Source organism: Sphingobium sp. Leaf26, assembly GCF_001421665.1.
In the GTDB taxonomy this organism is placed as follows: Bacteria; Pseudomonadota; Alphaproteobacteria; order Sphingomonadales; family Sphingomonadaceae; genus Sphingobium.
In genome coordinates, this window is sequence record NZ_LMKV01000031.1 from 100,762 (window position 1) to 118,577 (window position 17,816).

At 64.0% G+C, this 17,816-nt stretch carries 17 protein-coding genes; 7 read left to right on the plus strand and 10 right to left on the minus strand.

The genetic code is table 11. The features are described 5' to 3' along the window. Positions 1 to 7 precede the first annotated feature (7 nt). Genes ASE85_RS20050 through ASE85_RS20060 form a run of 3 tightly spaced genes read right to left on the minus strand, consistent with a single transcriptional unit; the run spans position 8 to position 4,945 of the window. On the minus strand, positions 8 to 1,234 hold the full coding sequence (locus tag ASE85_RS20050; protein ID WP_056692928.1) for an NAD(P)/FAD-dependent oxidoreductase: 1,227 nt from the start codon (positions 1,232 to 1,234) through the stop codon (positions 8 to 10). A gap of 22 nt (positions 1,235 to 1,256) precedes the next feature. Then, a complete protein-coding gene (locus ASE85_RS20055) occupies positions 1,257 to 2,660 on the minus strand; it encodes an aldehyde dehydrogenase family protein (protein ID WP_156358445.1) in 1,404 nt (467 codons plus the stop codon). A gap of 14 nt (positions 2,661 to 2,674) precedes the next feature. Further along, the gene (locus ASE85_RS20060; RefSeq protein WP_056692934.1) at positions 2,675 to 4,945 is read right to left on the minus strand and encodes a TonB-dependent receptor; all 2,271 of its coding nucleotides are present in this window, start codon (positions 4,943 to 4,945) and stop codon (positions 2,675 to 2,677) included. 207 nt (positions 4,946 to 5,152) lie between these two features. On the opposite strand from ASE85_RS20060, the gene ASE85_RS20065 reads away from it, so the two are divergent. Then, positions 5,153 to 5,854 carry a cysteine hydrolase family protein gene (locus tag ASE85_RS20065; RefSeq protein ID WP_056692936.1) on the plus strand — a complete coding sequence of 234 codons (702 nt, stop codon included), beginning with the start codon at positions 5,153 to 5,155 and terminating at the stop codon, positions 5,852 to 5,854. After that, positions 5,851 to 6,951 carry an NAD(P)-dependent alcohol dehydrogenase gene (locus ASE85_RS20070; protein ID WP_056692939.1) on the plus strand — a complete coding sequence of 367 codons (1,101 nt, stop codon included), beginning with the start codon at positions 5,851 to 5,853 and terminating at the stop codon, positions 6,949 to 6,951. The genes ASE85_RS20065 and ASE85_RS20070 overlap by 4 nt, the downstream gene beginning before the upstream one ends. Before the next feature lie 11 nt (positions 6,952 to 6,962). On the opposite strand, the gene ASE85_RS20075 is transcribed toward ASE85_RS20070, so the two are convergent. The 4 genes from ASE85_RS20075 to ASE85_RS23240 all read right to left on the minus strand — a co-directional run bounded on the left by ASE85_RS20075 (position 6,963) and on the right by ASE85_RS23240 (position 11,619). Then, positions 6,963 to 8,048 carry an NADH:flavin oxidoreductase gene (locus tag ASE85_RS20075; protein ID WP_056692942.1) on the minus strand — a complete coding sequence of 362 codons (1,086 nt, stop codon included), beginning with the start codon at positions 8,046 to 8,048 and terminating at the stop codon, positions 6,963 to 6,965. Between the two features lie 76 nt (positions 8,049 to 8,124). Then, positions 8,125 to 8,904, minus strand: a complete 780-nt coding sequence (locus ASE85_RS20080) for an enoyl-CoA hydratase-related protein (protein ID WP_056692945.1) — start codon at positions 8,902 to 8,904, stop codon at positions 8,125 to 8,127. A gap of 53 nt (positions 8,905 to 8,957) precedes the next feature. Continuing rightward, positions 8,958 to 11,282 carry a TonB-dependent receptor gene (locus ASE85_RS20085; RefSeq protein WP_162237490.1) on the minus strand — a complete coding sequence of 775 codons (2,325 nt, stop codon included), beginning with the start codon at positions 11,280 to 11,282 and terminating at the stop codon, positions 8,958 to 8,960. Positions 11,283 to 11,400: 118 nt separating this feature from the next. Then, complete coding sequence (locus ASE85_RS23240; RefSeq protein WP_156358439.1) at positions 11,401 to 11,619, minus strand: hypothetical protein; 219 nt, start codon at positions 11,617 to 11,619, stop codon at positions 11,401 to 11,403. Here ASE85_RS23240 and ASE85_RS20090 point away from each other — a divergent pair. Together ASE85_RS20090 and ASE85_RS20095 are read left to right on the plus strand one after the other, a co-directional pair. Then, entirely contained in the window at positions 11,618 to 12,676 is a 1,059-nt protein-coding gene (locus tag ASE85_RS20090; RefSeq protein ID WP_056692952.1) for an aldo/keto reductase, read from the plus strand. The genes ASE85_RS23240 and ASE85_RS20090 overlap by 2 nt on opposite strands. Before the next feature lie 3 nt (positions 12,677 to 12,679). Next, a complete protein-coding gene (locus tag ASE85_RS20095) occupies positions 12,680 to 13,942 on the plus strand; it encodes an MFS transporter (protein ID WP_056692954.1) in 1,263 nt (420 codons plus the stop codon). Here ASE85_RS20095 and ASE85_RS20100 read toward each other — a convergent pair. Genes ASE85_RS20100 through ASE85_RS20110 form a run of 3 tightly spaced genes read right to left on the minus strand, consistent with a single transcriptional unit; the run spans position 13,929 to position 16,239 of the window. Beyond that, positions 13,929 to 14,699, minus strand: a complete 771-nt coding sequence (locus ASE85_RS20100; protein WP_056692956.1) for an enoyl-CoA hydratase/isomerase family protein — start codon at positions 14,697 to 14,699, stop codon at positions 13,929 to 13,931. The genes ASE85_RS20095 and ASE85_RS20100 overlap by 14 nt on opposite strands. Beyond that, entirely contained in the window at positions 14,696 to 15,118 is a 423-nt protein-coding gene (locus ASE85_RS20105; protein ID WP_056692959.1) for an ester cyclase, read from the minus strand. Before ASE85_RS20105 ends, ASE85_RS20100 begins: the two co-directional genes overlap by 4 nt. Then, complete coding sequence (locus ASE85_RS20110; RefSeq protein ID WP_056692963.1) at positions 15,115 to 16,239, minus strand: acyl-CoA dehydrogenase family protein; 1,125 nt, start codon at positions 16,237 to 16,239, stop codon at positions 15,115 to 15,117. The genes ASE85_RS20105 and ASE85_RS20110 overlap by 4 nt, the downstream gene beginning before the upstream one ends. Positions 16,240 to 16,388: 149 nt before the next feature. Here ASE85_RS20110 and ASE85_RS23245 point away from each other — a divergent pair, with 149 nt between their 5' ends. The 3 genes from ASE85_RS23245 to ASE85_RS20120 are packed head-to-tail and all read left to right on the plus strand — an operon-like array spanning position 16,389 to position 17,814. Then, positions 16,389 to 16,532 (plus strand): hypothetical protein, encoded by a 144-nt coding sequence (locus ASE85_RS23245; protein WP_200928413.1) that lies wholly within the window; start codon positions 16,389 to 16,391, stop codon positions 16,530 to 16,532. Next, the gene (locus ASE85_RS20115; RefSeq protein WP_056692965.1) at positions 16,529 to 16,984 is read left to right on the plus strand and encodes a YybH family protein; all 456 of its coding nucleotides are present in this window, start codon (positions 16,529 to 16,531) and stop codon (positions 16,982 to 16,984) included. Before ASE85_RS23245 ends, ASE85_RS20115 begins: the two co-directional genes overlap by 4 nt. After that, complete coding sequence (locus tag ASE85_RS20120) at positions 16,981 to 17,814, plus strand: oxidoreductase (protein ID WP_056692968.1); 834 nt, start codon at positions 16,981 to 16,983, stop codon at positions 17,812 to 17,814. The genes ASE85_RS20115 and ASE85_RS20120 overlap by 4 nt, the downstream gene beginning before the upstream one ends. The last annotated feature ends 2 nt before the right edge of the window (positions 17,815 to 17,816 follow it).

A 17,816-nucleotide genomic window follows, 5' to 3' on the forward strand; every position in this document is an offset into this window, starting at 1 on the left:
AAACTATTTATGCCGCAGGTATCAGATCCTTGAGCGGACGGCTGGCATCCGCGATCAACTCAGCGGCCACAGTCGCGCGGGCCTCCACCAGTTTGCGGCCCTGCACATAATCCTTCGTCTGGTTGACGCAGTCGATCGCGATCAGCCGCCCGGCCTTGAGATAGGCGACCGAGAAGCTGCGCGTGGCCGGATCGCCGCGCAGCACCGTCTGGTCATGGGTGGCGGACAGGCCCGCCGTCTGCAAGCGCAGGTCATATTGGTTCGACCAGAACCACGGCGTCGCGGCGTAGGGATGCGGATCGCCCAGGATCGCCTTTACCGCGCAACCGGCCTGATCATTGGCATTCTGCACCGATTCCACCCGAAGCACCGTGCCGTCGGCAAAGACATTGGCATGGGCGGCACAATCGCCGATCGCATAGATATGGGGCAGGCTGGTGCGGCAATGATCGTCCACCTCCACGCCGTTGCCGCCCTTCGCGCCCGCCGCCAGCAAGGGCGCGACCGCCGGCACGATACCGATGCCGACGATCGCCAGTTGTGCAGGCAGGAACGTCTCGTCGGTCAGGCGCAGCCCTTCCAGCCGGCCATGCCCTTCGAAGGCGGCAACGCCCATGCCGGTGCGCAGGTCGACGCCATGGGCGCGATGTTCCTGCTCGAAAAAGGCGGACAGTTGCGGCCCGGCGACCCGCGCCAGCACGCGCGGCAGCATTTCGAGCAGGGTGACAGCCTTGCCCATCCTGCGCAACGCCGCCGCCGCCTCCAGCCCGATATAGCCGCCGCCCACGATCGCGACCCGCTCCACCGCGGGCAGTTCACCCAGGATCTCGTCGATATGCGCCCGGTCGCGCACCGCATGGATGCCGGGCAGGTCGCTGCCGGGGCAGTTCATCGGGCGCGGATCGCCGCCCGCCGCCCAGATCAGGTCGCCATAACCGATCGCCCGCCCGTCGCGCAGCATCACCGATTGCGCCGCCGGATCGACCGCCACCGCCTCGCAGCCCAACAGCAGGTCGATGCCATTGTCCGCCCAATAGGCGGCCGGGCGGATCAGCAGCCGCTCGAACGGCTTTTCGCCCAGCATATAGTCCTTCGACAAAGGCGGCCGTTCGTAGGGCGCTTCGGCCTCGCGCCCGACGATCACGATCGTTCCGCTGAAACCAGACTGGCGCAGCAGCACCGCCGCGCTCGCCCCGCCCTGACCGCCACCGACGATCACTATATCATATTGCATCACAGTCTCCGGCTGGGGGGCGTCAGGCGGGCACGAAGACCAGCCGGCGCTGGGTAAATTCCTCCAGCCCGCTTTGTCCCAGTTCCTGCCCCATGCCCGATTGCTTGGCCCCGCCCATGGGGATGAAGGGATTGATGTTCATATGGCTATTGATCCATACCATCCCGGTTTGAAGCCGTCCGGCGACGGCCAGCGCGCGCGCCTTGTCATTGCCCCAGACGGTGCCGCCCAGCCCCTGATCGATGTCATTGGCGCGGGCGATGGCATCGTCCAGATCGCTGTAGCGCAGCACCGGCAGGACCGGGCCGAACTGTTCCTCGCGTACGATGCTGGCATCATCGTCAATGTCGCGCACGATAGCGGGGCGGATGAAATAGCCCGGCCGGTCCAGCGTCTCGCCGCCGATCACCGTGCCGCGCTGCGCCGCCTCGTCGATCATCTGGCGCACCTTGTCATATTGCGCCTTGTTTTGCAGCGGGCCATATTGCGCGCCCTGCTGCGTCCCTTCGTCGACCACGGCGATCCGCGCCAGTTCCGCCAGTTCGTCGCAAATGGCGTCATATTGCGAATCATGCACATAGGCGCGCTTGATCGCCAGGCAGACCTGCCCGCTATTGACCATCGCGCCTTCGAACAGGCTCTTCGCCGTCGCCTTGGGATCGACATCGTCCAGCACGATCGCCGCATCATTGCCGCCCAGTTCCAGCGTGATCCGCTTCAGCAGGGTGGACACGCTGGCCATCACCTTGCGCCCGGTTGCGGTCGATCCGGTGAAGGACACTTTGGCGACATCGGGATGGGCGGTCAGCACGCCGCCCAGATCATTGCCGTCGACAATCATGTTGAACACGCCGGCCGGCAGATGGCGGTTGAAGATTTCCGCGATCCGCAGCGAAGTGAGCGGCGTGGTCGGCGCAGGCTTGGCCACCAGCGTATTGCCGGCGAGCAGCGCGGGCGGCGCCTTCACCATCAGCAGCGAGATGGGGAAGTTCCACGGCGTGATCGCCGCAACGACACCCAGCGGATAGCGCTGCTCCACGAAGCGGCCGCCCTCATCCTCCTGCACCACCTTTTCCGGCAGGTCGAGGCTGGCGAGCGCGCGCAGGATGAAGGCGGAGCCGCCGATCTCCTCCATCGCCTTGGGCAACGGCTTGCCCTGTTCCGCCGTCAACAGGCGCGCCAGTTCCTCCAGCCGTGCCTCCATTTCATCCGCTACCTTGTTAAGGGCCGCGCGGCGTTCATCCATGGGCGACGCCGCCCAGCCGGGGAAAGCCGCCTTGGCCGCCGCGACTGCCGCCTGCAACTGCGCTTCGTCCGCGCGCGGGCAATCGGCAATCGACACCTCCGTCGCCGGATTGATGACCGGCATCACCTGCGCGCCGGCCACCAGCTTTCCGTCAATCACCAGATGGAATGACTCCATGATCCTGCCGTCCTTTTTCAGAAGTGAAAGCCGAGCGAGACGCCATAGGTCCGCGCCGGTGCAGGCGTGGCGATGTCGCCGCTGCCATTCTCGTTCAACGTCAGGAGATATTTCCTGTCGGTCAGGTTGCGCACCCAGCCCCGGATGTTCCAGCGCTCTTCCGGTGCGGTCCACGTCATCTGGGCATTGAAGATGTTGAACTCGGATTGCTTCTGACGATTGTCCACCGCCCAATAGAAGCCGCTATTATAGGACCAGTTGATATTGCTGTTCAGCTTGCCGCCGGCCAGTTCCAGCTCATGATTGAGCATCAGGTTGAAGGTGAAGTCCGGCGTGTTGACCAGCTTGTTGCCGCTCGCCGAGCAATAGAATTGCCCGCTATGTTCGGCCGCGCTGCAATTGGGGAAGACATAATTGCCCAAGCCCGGCGTGTAGCCTGCATAATCCGGCGCCCCGTCCGGCTGTTGCAGGAAGGAAATGGTCGCCACCGGAAAGCTGCCATAGCGGTGATGAAGGTAGGCGCCGCTGCCGCTCAGCGAGAAGCCCGCGCCAATCTCCGCCTGGAAATCGAAATCGAAGCCGTAAATCTTGGCCGACGCGGCATTGGTCAGCGTGGTGTTCGCGCCGTTGACCTGGAACGCCTGAATATTCTTATATTTGTAATAGAAGGCTGCGGCATTGAAGCGGATGCGGTTCATGATGGTCGATTTGAAGCCCAGTTCGCCGGCATCCAGCGTTTCGGGTTGCGCCGGCGCGTCGCCCGGCGAGGTCAGGTTGTAGACGCCGCTCTTGAAGCCGCGGCTGTAGCTGCCATAGACCATCAGGTCGCCGCCGAACTGGTGATCCAGCGCGATGCGCCAGGTAGGCTTCTTGAAAGTCTTGCCCTGATTGACGCTGCCGATCGGCACCAACAAACCGTCCGGCCGGCAATAGGATGAACAATAAGCGTCGGGCAGCGGCATGCCGATCGCCAGATTCTGGTCCGCATCCAGTTGCCTTTTATCGACCGTGTAGCGCGCGCCGAGCGTCAGATTGGTATCGGTCGCAAATTCCCATGTGACCTGCCCGAAACCGGCATAGCTTTGCGTCTTCTGGGTGGAGTAGATGACGATCCGGTTGGACAGGCCTCCCGTCGAGCCCATGATCGCCAGCCCGGCAATCTGGAACGGGTCATATTGGCTCTTGGCATCCATGTAGAAGAAGCCGGCCATCGCCTTGACCGAGTCGCTGTCATAGGCGAGCTGGATTTCCTCGGTCCATTGCTTCTCACGATTGAACAGCGGCGCGTCGATGATCTTGAGCGGCGTTGCGTCGACTTCGACGCGCTGAAAACCCTTGGCGCCACGATAGGCCAGAATATTGGTCAGGCTGAATGCGCCGAAACTATGCTCCAACTTGGCCGATCCACCGAACATGCGGGTATCGACAACCGGTTCGAACTCGCTCTGCGAATCGTAATAGCCGTTTCCATTGGCCAGATATTGGGCATAGCCGGTGCCATCGACCAGTTGCGATGTCGGCACCGGACGATAGGATATGGCGAGCGATCCCTTGGTACGGCCATAGTCGCCGGCCAGCGTCAGGTCGGTATCGGGACCGAGTTCCCACAGCAGCTTGCTGCGGACGATGAAATCCCGCGAACGGTTGACGTCGCGATTGATGATCCGGTTATAGCCGAATCCCTTGTCCTGATTGCGATAATAGACCGCGACGTCGGCACTGATCCCCTGCGCCAACCCCCCGGTGGCGTAGAAATTACCCTCCATCGTCTCCATATTGCCATAGCCGAGCGAGGCATCCATCGAGAATGTCTGCTGCGGCGTGCGGGTGATGACATTGACCGCGCCGCCGGTCGCGTTGCGACCGTAGAGCGTGCCCTGCGGCCCCTTCAGCACCTCGATCCGTTCGATATTATTGAGCGCGAAGGTCGCGCCGGCCATGGACGGCATGTAGACGCCGTCGATGAAGGTCGCGACCGCGCCGTCCTGCCCGGTGGAGCCGCCCTGCGTGCCGATGCCGCGCAGGGTGAAGACGGTCGCCTCGGTCGTGCGGGTGACGTTCAGGCCGGCGACCGACTGGGCCAAATCCTGCGTGGAGCGGATACCCGCTTCGGCCAGCGCGCTGGCCGGTACGGCGGAAATGGCGATGGGGACGTCCTGAAGATTTTCCGCCCGCTTCTGCGCGGTGACGATGATATCCGCCAATCCGCCGCTTTCCTGCGCACTGGCAGATGGGGAAACCAGAAATGCGCCGATCGACGCCGACGTCCAAAGCATATGACGCAGCATGAACACCCTCCCTTTTTCGTCTTCGTTTATTTCCGATAGCAATCGCCTTTACCCCAGCATATTGTCAACTGAATAATAATATGCTGCATTACGGTATTGAGCCATCAGCAAAATGGATCGTCAGGAGAGCAGGATGCGCGACTATCCGGTCAGTCCCATACAGCCCGATCATGCACGACACAGGCTTGAAATGGTCGGGATGCGGGCATGACGCACCCCCTCCATATACCGGACTGGGCGGTTGCGCGCAGCGCGTTGATGAACCGATTTCCGCCGCTGATCCCGGCCAGAGCCGCGATCATCGTGGTCGATATGCAGGCAGCGTTCGTCGACGAACAGGCTGTCTTTCCCAATCCGCACGCTCTGGCCATCGTCCCCCGGATCAACGCCCTGGTCGACGCCGCGCGCAAGGCCGGCGCCGCGATCCTCTGGTCGCGCCACAGGGTCGTGGAGGACGGACCGGGGCAACAGCCGGCATGGCAGCGTTTCGCGGGCAGCCTGTCCCTGCTCAGCACCCCGCATCTGCACGCCGGCGCACCGGGTCAGGCACTCCATGACGGCCTGCACGTCGCGGAGCGCGACCTGATCTTCGACAAATATCGCTTCAGCTGCTTCGTCAACGCCGCGATCGACCTGGACGGATGGCTGCGCGCGCGCGGCATCGAGGATGTCTTCATCTGTGGCACGATCAGCAATTGCTGCTGCGAAAGTACCGCGCGTGACGCGGCGATGCGCGACTATCGCGTCCGTTTCCTGTCGGACGCGACCGCCGCCCTGACCGACGAGGAACATGCCGCCGCCCTGCTGAATGCCAGCGCCATCGTCGGGCAGGTCGTCACTACGCAGCAGGCGATCGATCAATTTGCCGGGCGATCAGGCCCGGCGCAAACGGGAGAGGAAACAGCATGAAGATACAGGCAGCGGTGGCGCGTCAGCCCCATGGCGCATTCACGGTGGAGACGGTCGATCTGGTCGAACCCAATGCGGACGAACTGCGCGTCCGGCTGGTCGCGACGGGCATCTGCCACACCGACCTCGCCATCATCGAACAGATCATGCCGCTGCCCCTGCCGCAGATATTGGGGCATGAGGGCGCGGGTATCGTGGAGGCGGTGGGCGCGAATGTCAGTGGCTTTGCACCTGGCGATCCGGTCGTGCTGACCTTCAACACCTGCGGCACCTGCGCGCCCTGTTCCGATCGACACCCCGCCTATTGCCAGCATTATCCGCTGCTCAACTTCTACGGCAGCCGTCCGGACGGATCGGCCACGCTGACGGACGACAAGGGCGAACGGCTGGGCGGCGCCTTCTTCGGGCAAAGCTCGTTCGCGACCCATGCGATCACCAGCCCGCGCAACACGATCAAGGTGCGCAAGGATGCGCCGCTGGAACTGCTGGGGCCGCTCGGCTGCGGCCTGTCCACCGGCGCGGGTACGATCATCAATGTGCTGAAACCCGGCCCGGATACGGTGCTGGGAGTGTTCGGCACGGGCGCGGTCGGCATGGCGGCGCTGATGGCGGCCAAGGCGCTGGGCGCCGGGCGCATCATCGCGGTCGACCGGGTCGCGTCGCGACTCGCGCTGGCACAGGAACTGGGGGCGACCGATATCATCGACACCTCGATCCAAGATCTGGGCGAGGCGCTGGCGGCGCTGGGCGGCGTCGATCAGGCGATCGACACATCGGGCGTCCCTGCCCTGATCGCGGCGGCGGTGGGCGCGCTCAAGGAGCGAGGCACCTGCGTCCTGCTTGGCGCGTCGAGCCAGTCGGAGGTGACGCTCAACATCCTGCCGCTGATCAGCGGGCGAATGATCCGGGGCGTGGTGAATGGCGATTGCGATCCGGCGATCCTGATCCCGCAACTGGTCGACTGGTATCTGGAGGGACGCTTCCCGATCGACCGGCTGTCCGCTTTCTACCCGCTGGACCGCATCAACGAAGCGGTGGCCGATTCTCATAGCGGCAAGACGATCAAGCCGATCCTGACCTTCGGCACCGCATCATGAGTGCGGGCCCCTCAATCCGCGACGTAATTTTTCCAGCCCGTCGCGAGATAGGTCTGGAATGCCGGCCCCACCGCCTGCTCCGCCAGATAGGCGCGCGTCACCGGGAAGCTGCGCGACACGAAGGCCGGCTCCTCGATCGCGCGGCGCGCCATGTCATGATGCAATATCGCGCCACGTCCGAAGAAGATGAAGTCGGCGCCGCTGTCCAGGCAATCCTGCGCGTCCTGCGCCGAAAAGATATGGCCGGCTACCCCCAACCGCGTGCCATTGCCGCGATCGAGCCGCCCGAACAGGTCCACCAGCCGTGCGGGATGATAGGCGTCGTCATCGGGCAGCTTGAAACTGTCCCACAACGACATGTCGAGATAGTCGATCTGCCCGCCGCCCAGCAATTCCTCGGCAAAGGCGAGCGCCTCCCCCGTGCCATAGGCGTATTTTTCCGGCGACAGGCGCACGCCTAGCTGGAAATCGGGGCCGGTCGCGGCGCGGATGCCGCTGATGATATCGCGATAGATGCGCGTCCGGTTCCGATAGGAACCGCCAAAGCCGTCATCCCGCTGATTTTCGTCCGCGTTCAGGAACTGGCAGAGCATATAGCCATGCGCGCCATGCAGTTCGATGCCGTCGATCCCTGCTTTCTCGCAGCGGACGGCGGCGGTCACGAAATCCTCGATCAGCTGCTCGACCTCCGCCGTGGTCAGCGCGCGGACGTTCCGCTTGGCATAGGGGAAAGGCGACACGGCCTGCTCGCCGCTGATCTGCGGATTGCTGCGCGACCCGGCATGTTGCAACTGCACCGCCGACACCGCGCCCCGCGCCCTTATCCCGTCCGCCAGCCGCGCCAGCCCGTCGACATGATCGTCGGCATAGACGGCCAGTTGCCCCGGAAAGGAAATGCCATTTTTCTGCACCGCCGCCGCGCAGGTCATCACCAGGCCAAAACCGCCATCGGCCCGGCGGGTCAGGAACTGATATTCGTCTTCGCCCAGCGTCCCGTCCTCATGGCTCTGCCAGTTGGTGAGCGGAGCAAGGGCGATGCGGTTCCGCCAGGCCGGTCCACGCGGGAACGAGATGGAATCGGCAAGCTGGGCGGTCACGGCATGTTTCTCCTGCGGGTATGGACTATTGGTAATCTAGCGAACCAGTTTGATGCAAGCCTTTTCGTGGCCCAGTTCAGTGTCCGGTCCAGACCGGCTTGCGCTTCTCGGCAAAGGCGCGCGGGCCTTCCTTGATGTCCTCGCTGGCACGCCAGGCGATGAATTCGGGATAGTGTTTCTGCTGCTGCATGGCGGTGGCAAGGCTGTCCTCGGCCAGGCCGCGTTGCACCACCGTCTTGGACGTGCGCACCGATACGGGAGAGGCGCGGATGATGTCGTCCACCCAGCGCCGCGTCGCCGCCTGCAACGCGCCCGCCGGCACCACTTCATTGACGAAGCCCATGCGCAGCCCGTCGGCAGCGGAGAGGCGCCGCGACGCGAGGATGACGCCCATCGCCTGCTTGAGCGGGATCTGTCGCGCCAGCCGGTGCAGGCCACCGCCCAGCGCCACCGCACCGACCAGTGGTTCGGGCAGGCCGAAACTGGCATTGTCCGCCGCGATGACGATGTCGCAGGCCAGCGCCACTTCGAAGCCCCCGCCCAGCGCGATGCCGTTCACCGCCGCGATGAACGGCTTGGGGCAATCGAACCGTTCGATCAGCCCGGCATAGCCGCAGCGAGGATAGAGGGGGGGCAGGCCGCTCTGCGCCGCTGCCTTCAGGTCCGACCCGGCGCAAAAGGCGCGGTCGCCCGCCCCGGTGACGACACACAGATGCTGGTCGGGGTCGGCGGCGAAGGCGTCGAACGCCGCCTGCAACTCCTCGTGCATCCCGACATTGATGGCGTTCATCACGTCCGGGCGATTGAGCGTGACGGTCGTGACCAGTCCGTCACGGCTGACGTCGATAAACTGCATCCTTTTTCCCTTGAAATGGCAGGGAGCGGGTCCGCCGCCCCTGCCCTTTTCGGTCAGAAACGACCCGTCAGCGTCACGCCATAGGTGCGCGGCGCGGCGGGCGATCCCTTGATGCCCGACGACCCGCTATTGGCGATATAGCTGTAATATTTCTTGTCGGTCAGATTGTTGACCCACAGCCGCACGCCCACGCCGCTGCCGCTGTTCCATGTCGCGGCGGCATTGACCAGATCGACCGCCCGCTGCCGGACAAAGGGATTATTGTCGGGTTCGAAATAAAAGGGTTCGGTGTGCAGCCAGTTGCTCGACAGGTCGATCGATCCCGACGCCAGCGGGATCGAATAGACGATGCTGAGGCTGCTGGAGAAGGGAATGGTCTGCAACGTCTTGTTGCCGCTGAGGTCGCAACCGCCCGGCACCGGCAGCAAGGGCGTTCCGGCGCCGGTCGGATAGACAGGGCCGCCGCCGCCCGCCGGGAAGATCAGCGGATTGCTGGCACACCCCTGCGGAATCGGAATCTGGTCGTTGGGCGCCTGCGGGAAATAGGTCGGGCCGCCGGGGAAGGACGTATATTTGCCGTTCACAACCGACACGCTGCCCATGATGGTCAGTGCCTGCGTCGGCTGGATCGTCAGTTCCGCATCGAACCCGTAGAGGCGCGACTTGCCGGCATTGCGGATTTCGGTGCCGGCCTGGTTGGTCAGGTTGTTCTGCAACTGGGCATTGGCGATCTTGTAGTAGAACGCTTCCGCATTGAAGCGGACCATGCGGTCGAACCATTCGCTCTTGAAGCCGCCGCTATAGGCGTCGAGCGTTTCGGGCAGCACCGCTGCGACGACCGCCTTGGTCGCGCTGTTGTAGCTGGAGGTCGAATAGACGCCGCTCTTGAAGCCGCGATTGAAGGCGGCATAGACCATCAGGTCGTCATTGACCTTATAGTCGAGCGAGAAACGTCCGGTCACCTTGTTGAAGCGGCGGCTGTCGGGGAATGGCCCGGCGGTCGCCAGCACAGGCCCGCCGATAATGCCGAAATCGCCGCCATTATAGCCGACGGAGCGCTTGTCGGACGTGTATCGCAGACCAACCGTAGCCGTCAGCGCATCGACAATCTCCATGCTCGCCTGACCGAAGGCGGAGAGGGACTCCGTCTTCTGGCGCGCGTGCGAACTTGAGTAGCGACCAACCGGAATCGCCGGCCCCAGATTGCGGCCGCCCGGCCCCGTGCCCGCCGCCGGGCCGGTGCCGGTGAATACGCCGTCGAACAGCGCCGCATCCTTGAGGTAGAAACCGCCGACGATCCATTGCAGCTTGGCATCGTCCGCCGACATCAACTGCAATTCCTGGGTGAAGGCCCATTCTTCCTGCCGGTAATCGGCGGTCAGATTGCCGCGATGCGCGGAAATATCATAATGATTGGGGTTTTTCGTGTCGGTATAGGCGGTGATGCTGACGAAGCGGATGCCGCCGAAATCATGGGTCAGCTTGGCCGATCCCATGGCGAACTTCGCCTTGTACCAGTCGCCGATGCCAGTCATTCCGTCATAGAATCCGGCGCCGGCTTCCTCCGGCGTCATGCCCGCGCGGCCGGCAAAGCCCTCCACCGTGCGGAAGGACATGCCCGCCGTACCCTTCTGGTAATTATAGCCGCCCGACAGCAGCAATTCGGTATCCTCGCCCAGCTTGAAGAGGATCTTGCCGCGCAGGCCCCAGGCGCGTCGGGTAAAAAGATCGTTGCCGGTATAGATGTCATGGCCCCAGCCCTCGCCCTGATCGACGCGATAGGCGGCCAGATTGACGGCGATATTCTCGGAAACCGGCAAATTGACATAGGCCTTGGCCGTCACCGTCTCATAATTGCCATAGCCGATCTCGAAATCGGCTGACGATTTGGTGGTGGACGGGTCGCGCGTATGCACATGCACGACGCCGCCGGTCGCGTTGCGGCCGAACAGCGTGCCCTGCGGTCCTTTGAGCACTTCGACGGAATCGATATTGTTGAATTCGAAGATCGCGGCGTTGCTGGTCGGAATATAGACGTCGTCCACGAACATCGCGACCGACGGTTCGTTGCCGATCGTCGCCGACTGGTTGCCGATACCGCGGATGAAGGGCTGCGCACCGGAGCTTTGCCGGTTGAAGGTGAAGCCCGGCACCACATTGGTCAGCGTGGCAATGTCGGTCACGCCCAGCTTCTCGGCCATTTCGCTGGTCACGGCGCTAACCGCGATCGGCACATCCTGCTGATTTTGCGCACGACGGTTGGCCGTCACGATGATGTCGGCCACGCCGACATTCGCCTGGCTTTGGGCCTGTTCCGGGGCCTGGGGCGCCTGATCCTGCGCGAAGGCCGGGGTCACGCCCGCCAGGCAACTTGTCATGGCTAGCGCATGCAGGGTTCCGAACCGCTTCATCACATCCTCCCTCAATGTCGTAATCTATATTGATTATGCTCGTCAGTTCTATACGCTTGCTGACTATATATATAATTACGGTTTTTCACGGCCATTGCAATTGCAAAGGTGAAAAGCGCGAGAGGATGCAAAAATGCAAGGAAATCCGGGCGCGACGGGAGGATGCGATAACGCGGAACACATGTCCAACTCGCTGTCGCACGACCTGCCTGATGGTCGCCACGCCGGCCATCCAGTCGTTCGCGACAGCCTTAAAAGCTGATTCGCCATCCTTCAGATCATCGCAAGCAAGGAGAAGCGCCATGTCGCTTGACCATTATGTGACGCTTGGCCGGTCGGGCCTGAAAGTCAGCCGTTTCTGCCTGGGCGCCATGACATTCGGCACCGAATGGGGCTTTGGCAGCGAGGCGGACGAGGCGACCCGCATCCTCGACGCCTATGCCGATCGCGGCGGCAATTTCATCGACACCGCCAATATCTATACCGGTGGCAGCAGCGAGCGGATCATCGGCGACTGGATTGCCGCCGATCCCGCCCGGCGCGACCGCATGGTGATCGCGACCAAGTTCAGCGGCAACATGCAGCCGGGCAACGTCAATGGCGGCGGCGCCAGCCGCAAGGCGATCATGGCGTCCTGCGACGCATCGCTGCAACGGCTGCGCACCGACCATATCGACCTATACTGGCAGCATTGGGCCGATCCCTTCACCCCGGTGGAGGAGACGATGGCCGCCCTCGACGATCTCGTCCGCATGGGAAAGGTCCGCTATATCGGCTTTTCCGACACGCCCGCCTGGCAGGTGGCGCAGGCGCAGACCATCGCCCGTTTCCGGGGCTGGGCGCCGCTGATCGCCTTGCAGGTCGAATATTCCCTGCTGGAACGGACGGTGGAGGGCGAACTGGTGCCGATGGCGCAGGCGATGGGGCTGGGCATCACCCCCTGGTCGCCGCTGCGGTCGGGACTGCTCAGCGGCAAATATGATCGCGACCATCGGCAGGCGGCATCGCCGGGCCGGGCCAACAGCCTGGAACGCCATGTCAGCGAACATGCGTTCGAGGTGATCGACCTGCTGAAGGGCATCGCCGCCGCCCATGGCGCGACCCCGGCCAGCGTGGCGCTGGCCTGGCTGCTGGCGAGGCCGGGCGTCGCTGCCCCGATCATGGGCGCGCGCACCATGGCCCAGTTCGAGACGAACCTTGGCGCGCTCGACCTGATGCTCGATTCCGCCGCCGTCGCGCAACTGGATGCCGCGTCGCAGCCAAGCCTGAACTTCCCTGCTGAGTTCCTGCCGATGGCGGTCGCCAACAGCTATTCGGGCCTGACCGTCAATGGCCAGTCCTTCCTCCGGTCGGCGCGTTGACCCATGAAGAGCGATGTCACCCCCAAGACGACCGGCGCGCCCATGATGCTGGCCCTGCTGTCCGCCGCCTATTGCCTCGCCTATGTCGACCGGCTGATGATCGCGGTGGTCGCCGAGCCGATCAAGATCGAGTTCGGCCTGTCCGATACCCAGCTTTTCCTCCTGACCGGCGCGGCTTTCGTCCTCGTCTACGGCATATTGGGCATGGTGACGGGCTGGCTGCTCGATCGCTGGAGCCGGTCGCGGCTGGTCGCCGGATCGCTTGGCCTGTGGAGCCTGTTCACCATGGGATGCGGTCTTGCGTCCAGCTTCCCGCAACTGGCGCTGGCCCGCGCCGCCGTGGGTGCGGGCGAATCCGCCATCGTGCCCGCCGCCATGTCGCTCATCAGCGACAGCTACCCACCCGCACGCCGTCCGCTCGCCATGGGGACTTTCTATGCCGGGGGGATGGCGGGCATATTGATCGCCTGGACGGTCGGTGGCTGGATCGCGTCCGAATATGGCTGGCGGCCGGCCTTTCTGGTTGCGGGTCCGCCCGGCCTGCTCCTGGCGTTGCTGGTGCTGTGGAAAGGCCGCGAACCCAAGCGGGTGCCGGTGCAGCGATTGGGCGACATGCACGGATCGACCTTTGGTGACGTCTGGCGCAACCGGCCGCTGGTCTGGCTGATCGCGGCGGGATCGGTCGTCACTTTCGTCAATGTCGGGCTGGTCAACCAGTTGGGCAGTTTCTTCATCCGCAGCCATGGCATGAGTATACGCGAGGTCGGCCTGATCTTCGGTCCGTTGATGGCAGGCGGCATGGCGCTGGGCCTGATCGGCGGCGGGTGGATCGGCAACTGGCTGGCGGCCAGGGGGACCGACGCGCTGATCCGCTTTTCGATCTGGAACGTCTTTGCCCTCTTCCCGCTCTACATGCTGATCTTCCTCGCGCCGTCGAAAATATGGGCGCTGGCCGCCACTTTCCTCGGCACCTGCGTCAGCGTGCTCTATTCCCCCTGCTTCTCCGCCGCCTATCAGGCGGTCAGCGCGCCGCATACGCGGGGCACGGCGGCGGGCATATCCAACTGCGCCAATGCGGTGATCGGCGGCGCGCTCACCACCTTTCTGGTCGGCGCGCTCAGCGATTACTGGCGGCCGGTCTTCGCGGCGGATAGCCTGCGCTATGCGATGATGGCGGGCATGGGCACCTGCATCCTGTCAGGCATCATGTTCATCCATGCCCGGCGGCTGGTCGCGCGGGAACGGCCCGACCTCATGCACACTTGAAGACGGGCTTGCGCTTCTCGCGGAAGGCGGCCACGCCTTCCGCATGATCCTCCGATCGGCTGGCGACCGGCTGCATCATATGTTCGGCCGACAGGAACTGGTCGAAATCCATGGTCGCAGCCAGATCGACCTGCCGCTTGGCAAGGCCGATGGAAATGCCCGGCCCGGCCGCCAGTTCCTGCGCAAAGGCCATGGCGCGGGGCAGCAGGTCGTCTGGCGGCAGGATTTCCAGCACCAGCCCCAGCCGCAGCGCCTCTTCGGCGCGCACCACCCGGCCGCTATAGCACAGCTCCTTCGTCCGCATCGGGCCGATGAGCCGATTGAGCAGCCAGACCGATCCGCCATCGGGCGCCAGGCCGACATTGCGGAATATCTGCACGAATTTCACGCTCTCAGCCGCCAGCACGAAATCGCAGCACAGCGCGAAACCCCACGCCATGCCGGCGCATATGCCCGGTACGGCGGCGATCGTCGGCTTGTTCAGATGATAGATGCCGCGGTTGATCCGCCCCAGTTCGTGCATCCGCCCCAGCGATCCGGCCATGCCGCCGCCGCCAAACGTACCGACATCGGCGCCGGAACAGAAATCGCCACCTTCGCCGGTCAACACCACGGCGCGAACATCCCGGTCCAGCGCGATATCCTCGAACGCTTCCCATAGCTGGCGGCGCATGGCGTCGGTGATCGCATTCTTAGCGTGCGGCCGATCCAGCATCACCAGCGCCACCGCGCCCTGTCGCTCCACCCGGACCGTCATGCCAGCGCCTCCGCATTCAACTGCGTCTTCACCGCGCCGCTGTCATAATAGTCGATCACCGACTGGATCAGCCCACCGGGCGCAAGGCGGATCAGCGCGACGCCCGGCCCGGAAAAACCAATGCCGGTAGGCGGGCGGCCATGATAGGTGCCGGTCTGCCGTCCGCTGAATCGCCATTCCAGACAGACGTCGTCGCCCGCCTGGAAAACGCGGGGGAAATCCATGCGAATGTCGGAAATGGCGGCGACGAAATGGGCGTGAAAGGCGCGCAATTGCGCATGGCCCTCATTCAGGCGGCCGACCTGATCGTCGCGATAGACGGCATCGGGCGCGAACATGGCAACGAAAGCGTCGCTGTCCGGATCGGCCCAGGCATCGCCATAGCGGCGCGCGAAGCTCTCGACCCTTTCCCCGCTCATGCCAGCATCCCGCGCGCGATCGCGACCTTCTGCAATTCATCGGTGCCGGCATAGATCCGCTGGATGCGCGCGGCGGTCCACATGCGGGCGATCGGGTTTTCGTCCATCAACCCCGCGCCACCGAACAACTGGACGCAGCGATCCAGCACCCGCCCCTCCATCTGCGTCGCCCATAATTTCAGGATCGCGCCATCCTCGAACGTGAATTCCTTGTTCCGCAACCGGATCATGGCGGTGTCGACCATGGTTTCGGTGATGCGAATGTCGGCGCGGCAATCGGCCAGCATGAACTGGCTGTTCTGGAAATCGATCACCCGCTGGTCGAACACCTTGCGCTGCTTCACATAGTCGAGCGTCAGCTCCAGCGCCTTCGATGCGGCGCCCAGGCAGCGGGCTGCGATCTGGATGCGATCCTCCAGGAACGTATCCATCAGGATCTTCATCGCCCCGCCCTCGACGCCGACCAGATTGGTTACAGGCACGCGGACATTGTCGAAATTGAGCGCGCCGGTGTCCCCCTGCCGCCACCCGATCATCGGGATTTTCGACTGGGCGACGCCGGGCGTGTCGGATTCCACGATGATGACGCTCATGCCGCGCCCGCCCTTGGCCGGATCGGTCTTGGCAACGACGTAGAGCAGGTTTGCGCCAGCGCCGTTGGAGATGAAATATTTCTCGCCATTGATGACATAGTCGTCGCCGTCGCGCTTCGCCGTCGCCGCGATGGCGGTGGCGTCGCTGCCCACGCCCGGTTCGGTCAGCGGCATGGCCTGCGTCCATTCGCCGGACAGGACGCCGGGCAGATAGCGATCCTTCTGCCCCTGCGTGCCATGGCCGATCAGGATATAGGTCGCGACGTCCGCCATCAGGGAGCTGCCGGTCGTGGCGCTGCCGGCGGTGCGGCCCAGTTCCTCCGCCATGATGGCGTAATAGGTGAAATCCCCCTCGCCCGTGTGCGCCAGCCCCAGAAGGCCGGCCGCACCCGCCTTCTTCCAGAAATCGCGGTCCAGCCCGCCCTTCGCTTCATATTGGCGCAGATAGGGCTCATGTTCCCGGTCGAGGAAGCTGCGCACCGTATGCCGGAACGCCTCATGTTCTTCGCTATATCCCATGCGCGCCATAGTGCAGCCATCCTCCCATCATCATGAATATCGTTATGTAGAGCATTATATGCTTGCGATCTAATCTGGTCGAGACAAAAATCACGACCGAAAGATGATTCGATGTCGCTCCTCGATCGCGGGCGTCGAACGGCAGGGGAGTGGAGGAAATGAGCAACCGCTTCTGCGAACTGGTGGGCGTGAATTTCCCGCTGGTCGCATTCAGCCATGGCCGCGATGCGGTCCCTGCCGTCAGCCGCGCGGGCGGTTTCGGCCTGTTGGGCGCCAACAATGGCAAGGAGACAGGCGCATGAACGACGCCCCCGATCCCCAGATCGCCGTGCTGGCCGAACGGCTGGAGGCATATCGACGCCAATATGACGGCAGCGGCGGTGCGCTGGATCGCGCTTCGGTCGAGCATCTCTACCTGATGGACGAGCGCTTCACCGCCTATGACGTGGCGCCGCCGCTGGAGGGCTATATCGGCTGGGACGCCTATGCGGTCGGCTGGTACAAGGTGCTGGAGAAATATGGCAGCATCCGCTTCATATTTCGCGATAGCCCGCGCATCTTCCGCAAGGGCGATGTCGCCTGGATATCGGTTGCGGCCGACTGGTTCGGTACGTCGAAGGGCGGCGACGATTTCGCCAAGCAGTTCCGCCTGACGCTGATCTGGCTGCGCGGCGAGGACGGGCAATGGCGGATCACCCATGAACATGGTTCCAGCCCGCGCAGCTTCACCCTGGCCGGGGGAGAGATTGTGTGAGGACATGGTTCGTCACCGGGGCTTCGGCGGGCTTTGGCCGGGCGCTGGCGCGGGATATCGTTTCCCGCGGCGACAGAGTCGTGGCCGCCGCGCGCAGGCCCGAGGATGTGGCCGATCTTGTCGCGCTGGCGCCCGACCGGTGCATGGCCGTACAACTGGAGGTGACATCGGCAGCGGCGATTGACGCCGCCGTGGCGGCCGCGATCGACCGCTTCGGCGCGATCGACATATTGGTCAACAATGCCGGCTATGGCTTCCTGTCCACCATCGAGGAAGCGGATGCGCAGGCAGTGGAAAGGCAGTTCTCGACCAATGTGCTGGGGCCGGCGGCGCTGATGCGGGCGGTGCTGCCCGGCATGCGAGCGCGGCGGAGCGGCTTCATCGTCAACATATCCTCCACCGCCGGCGCGCGTGGTTTTGCCGGGTCGGGCTATTATTCCGCCAGCAAGGCGGCGCTGGAGGCGATGACGGAAGCGCTCGCAGCCGAGGCGCGCGATCTGGGCATAAGGGCGATGATCGTCTGCCCCGGCCCGTTCCGCACCGATTTCTTCGGTCGCTCGCTCGACCTGCCGGGCACGGAGATCGCAGACTATGCCGGCACACTGGCGCAACGGCGCGCCTATGCGGCAGCCAACGGCACGCAAAAGGGTGATCCGGTGCGCGGCGCGCAGATCATCGTGGATACCGTGTTGGGCGAAGCGCCGCCGCTGCGGCTGGTGCTGGGCGCGCAGGCGCATCCCACCATCGTCGCGGCCCATGAGGCCAAGATTGTCGATCTTCAGTGGAGCGAGACGGTCGCACCGCTGGCCGATTTTCCGGAAGGCGAATGACG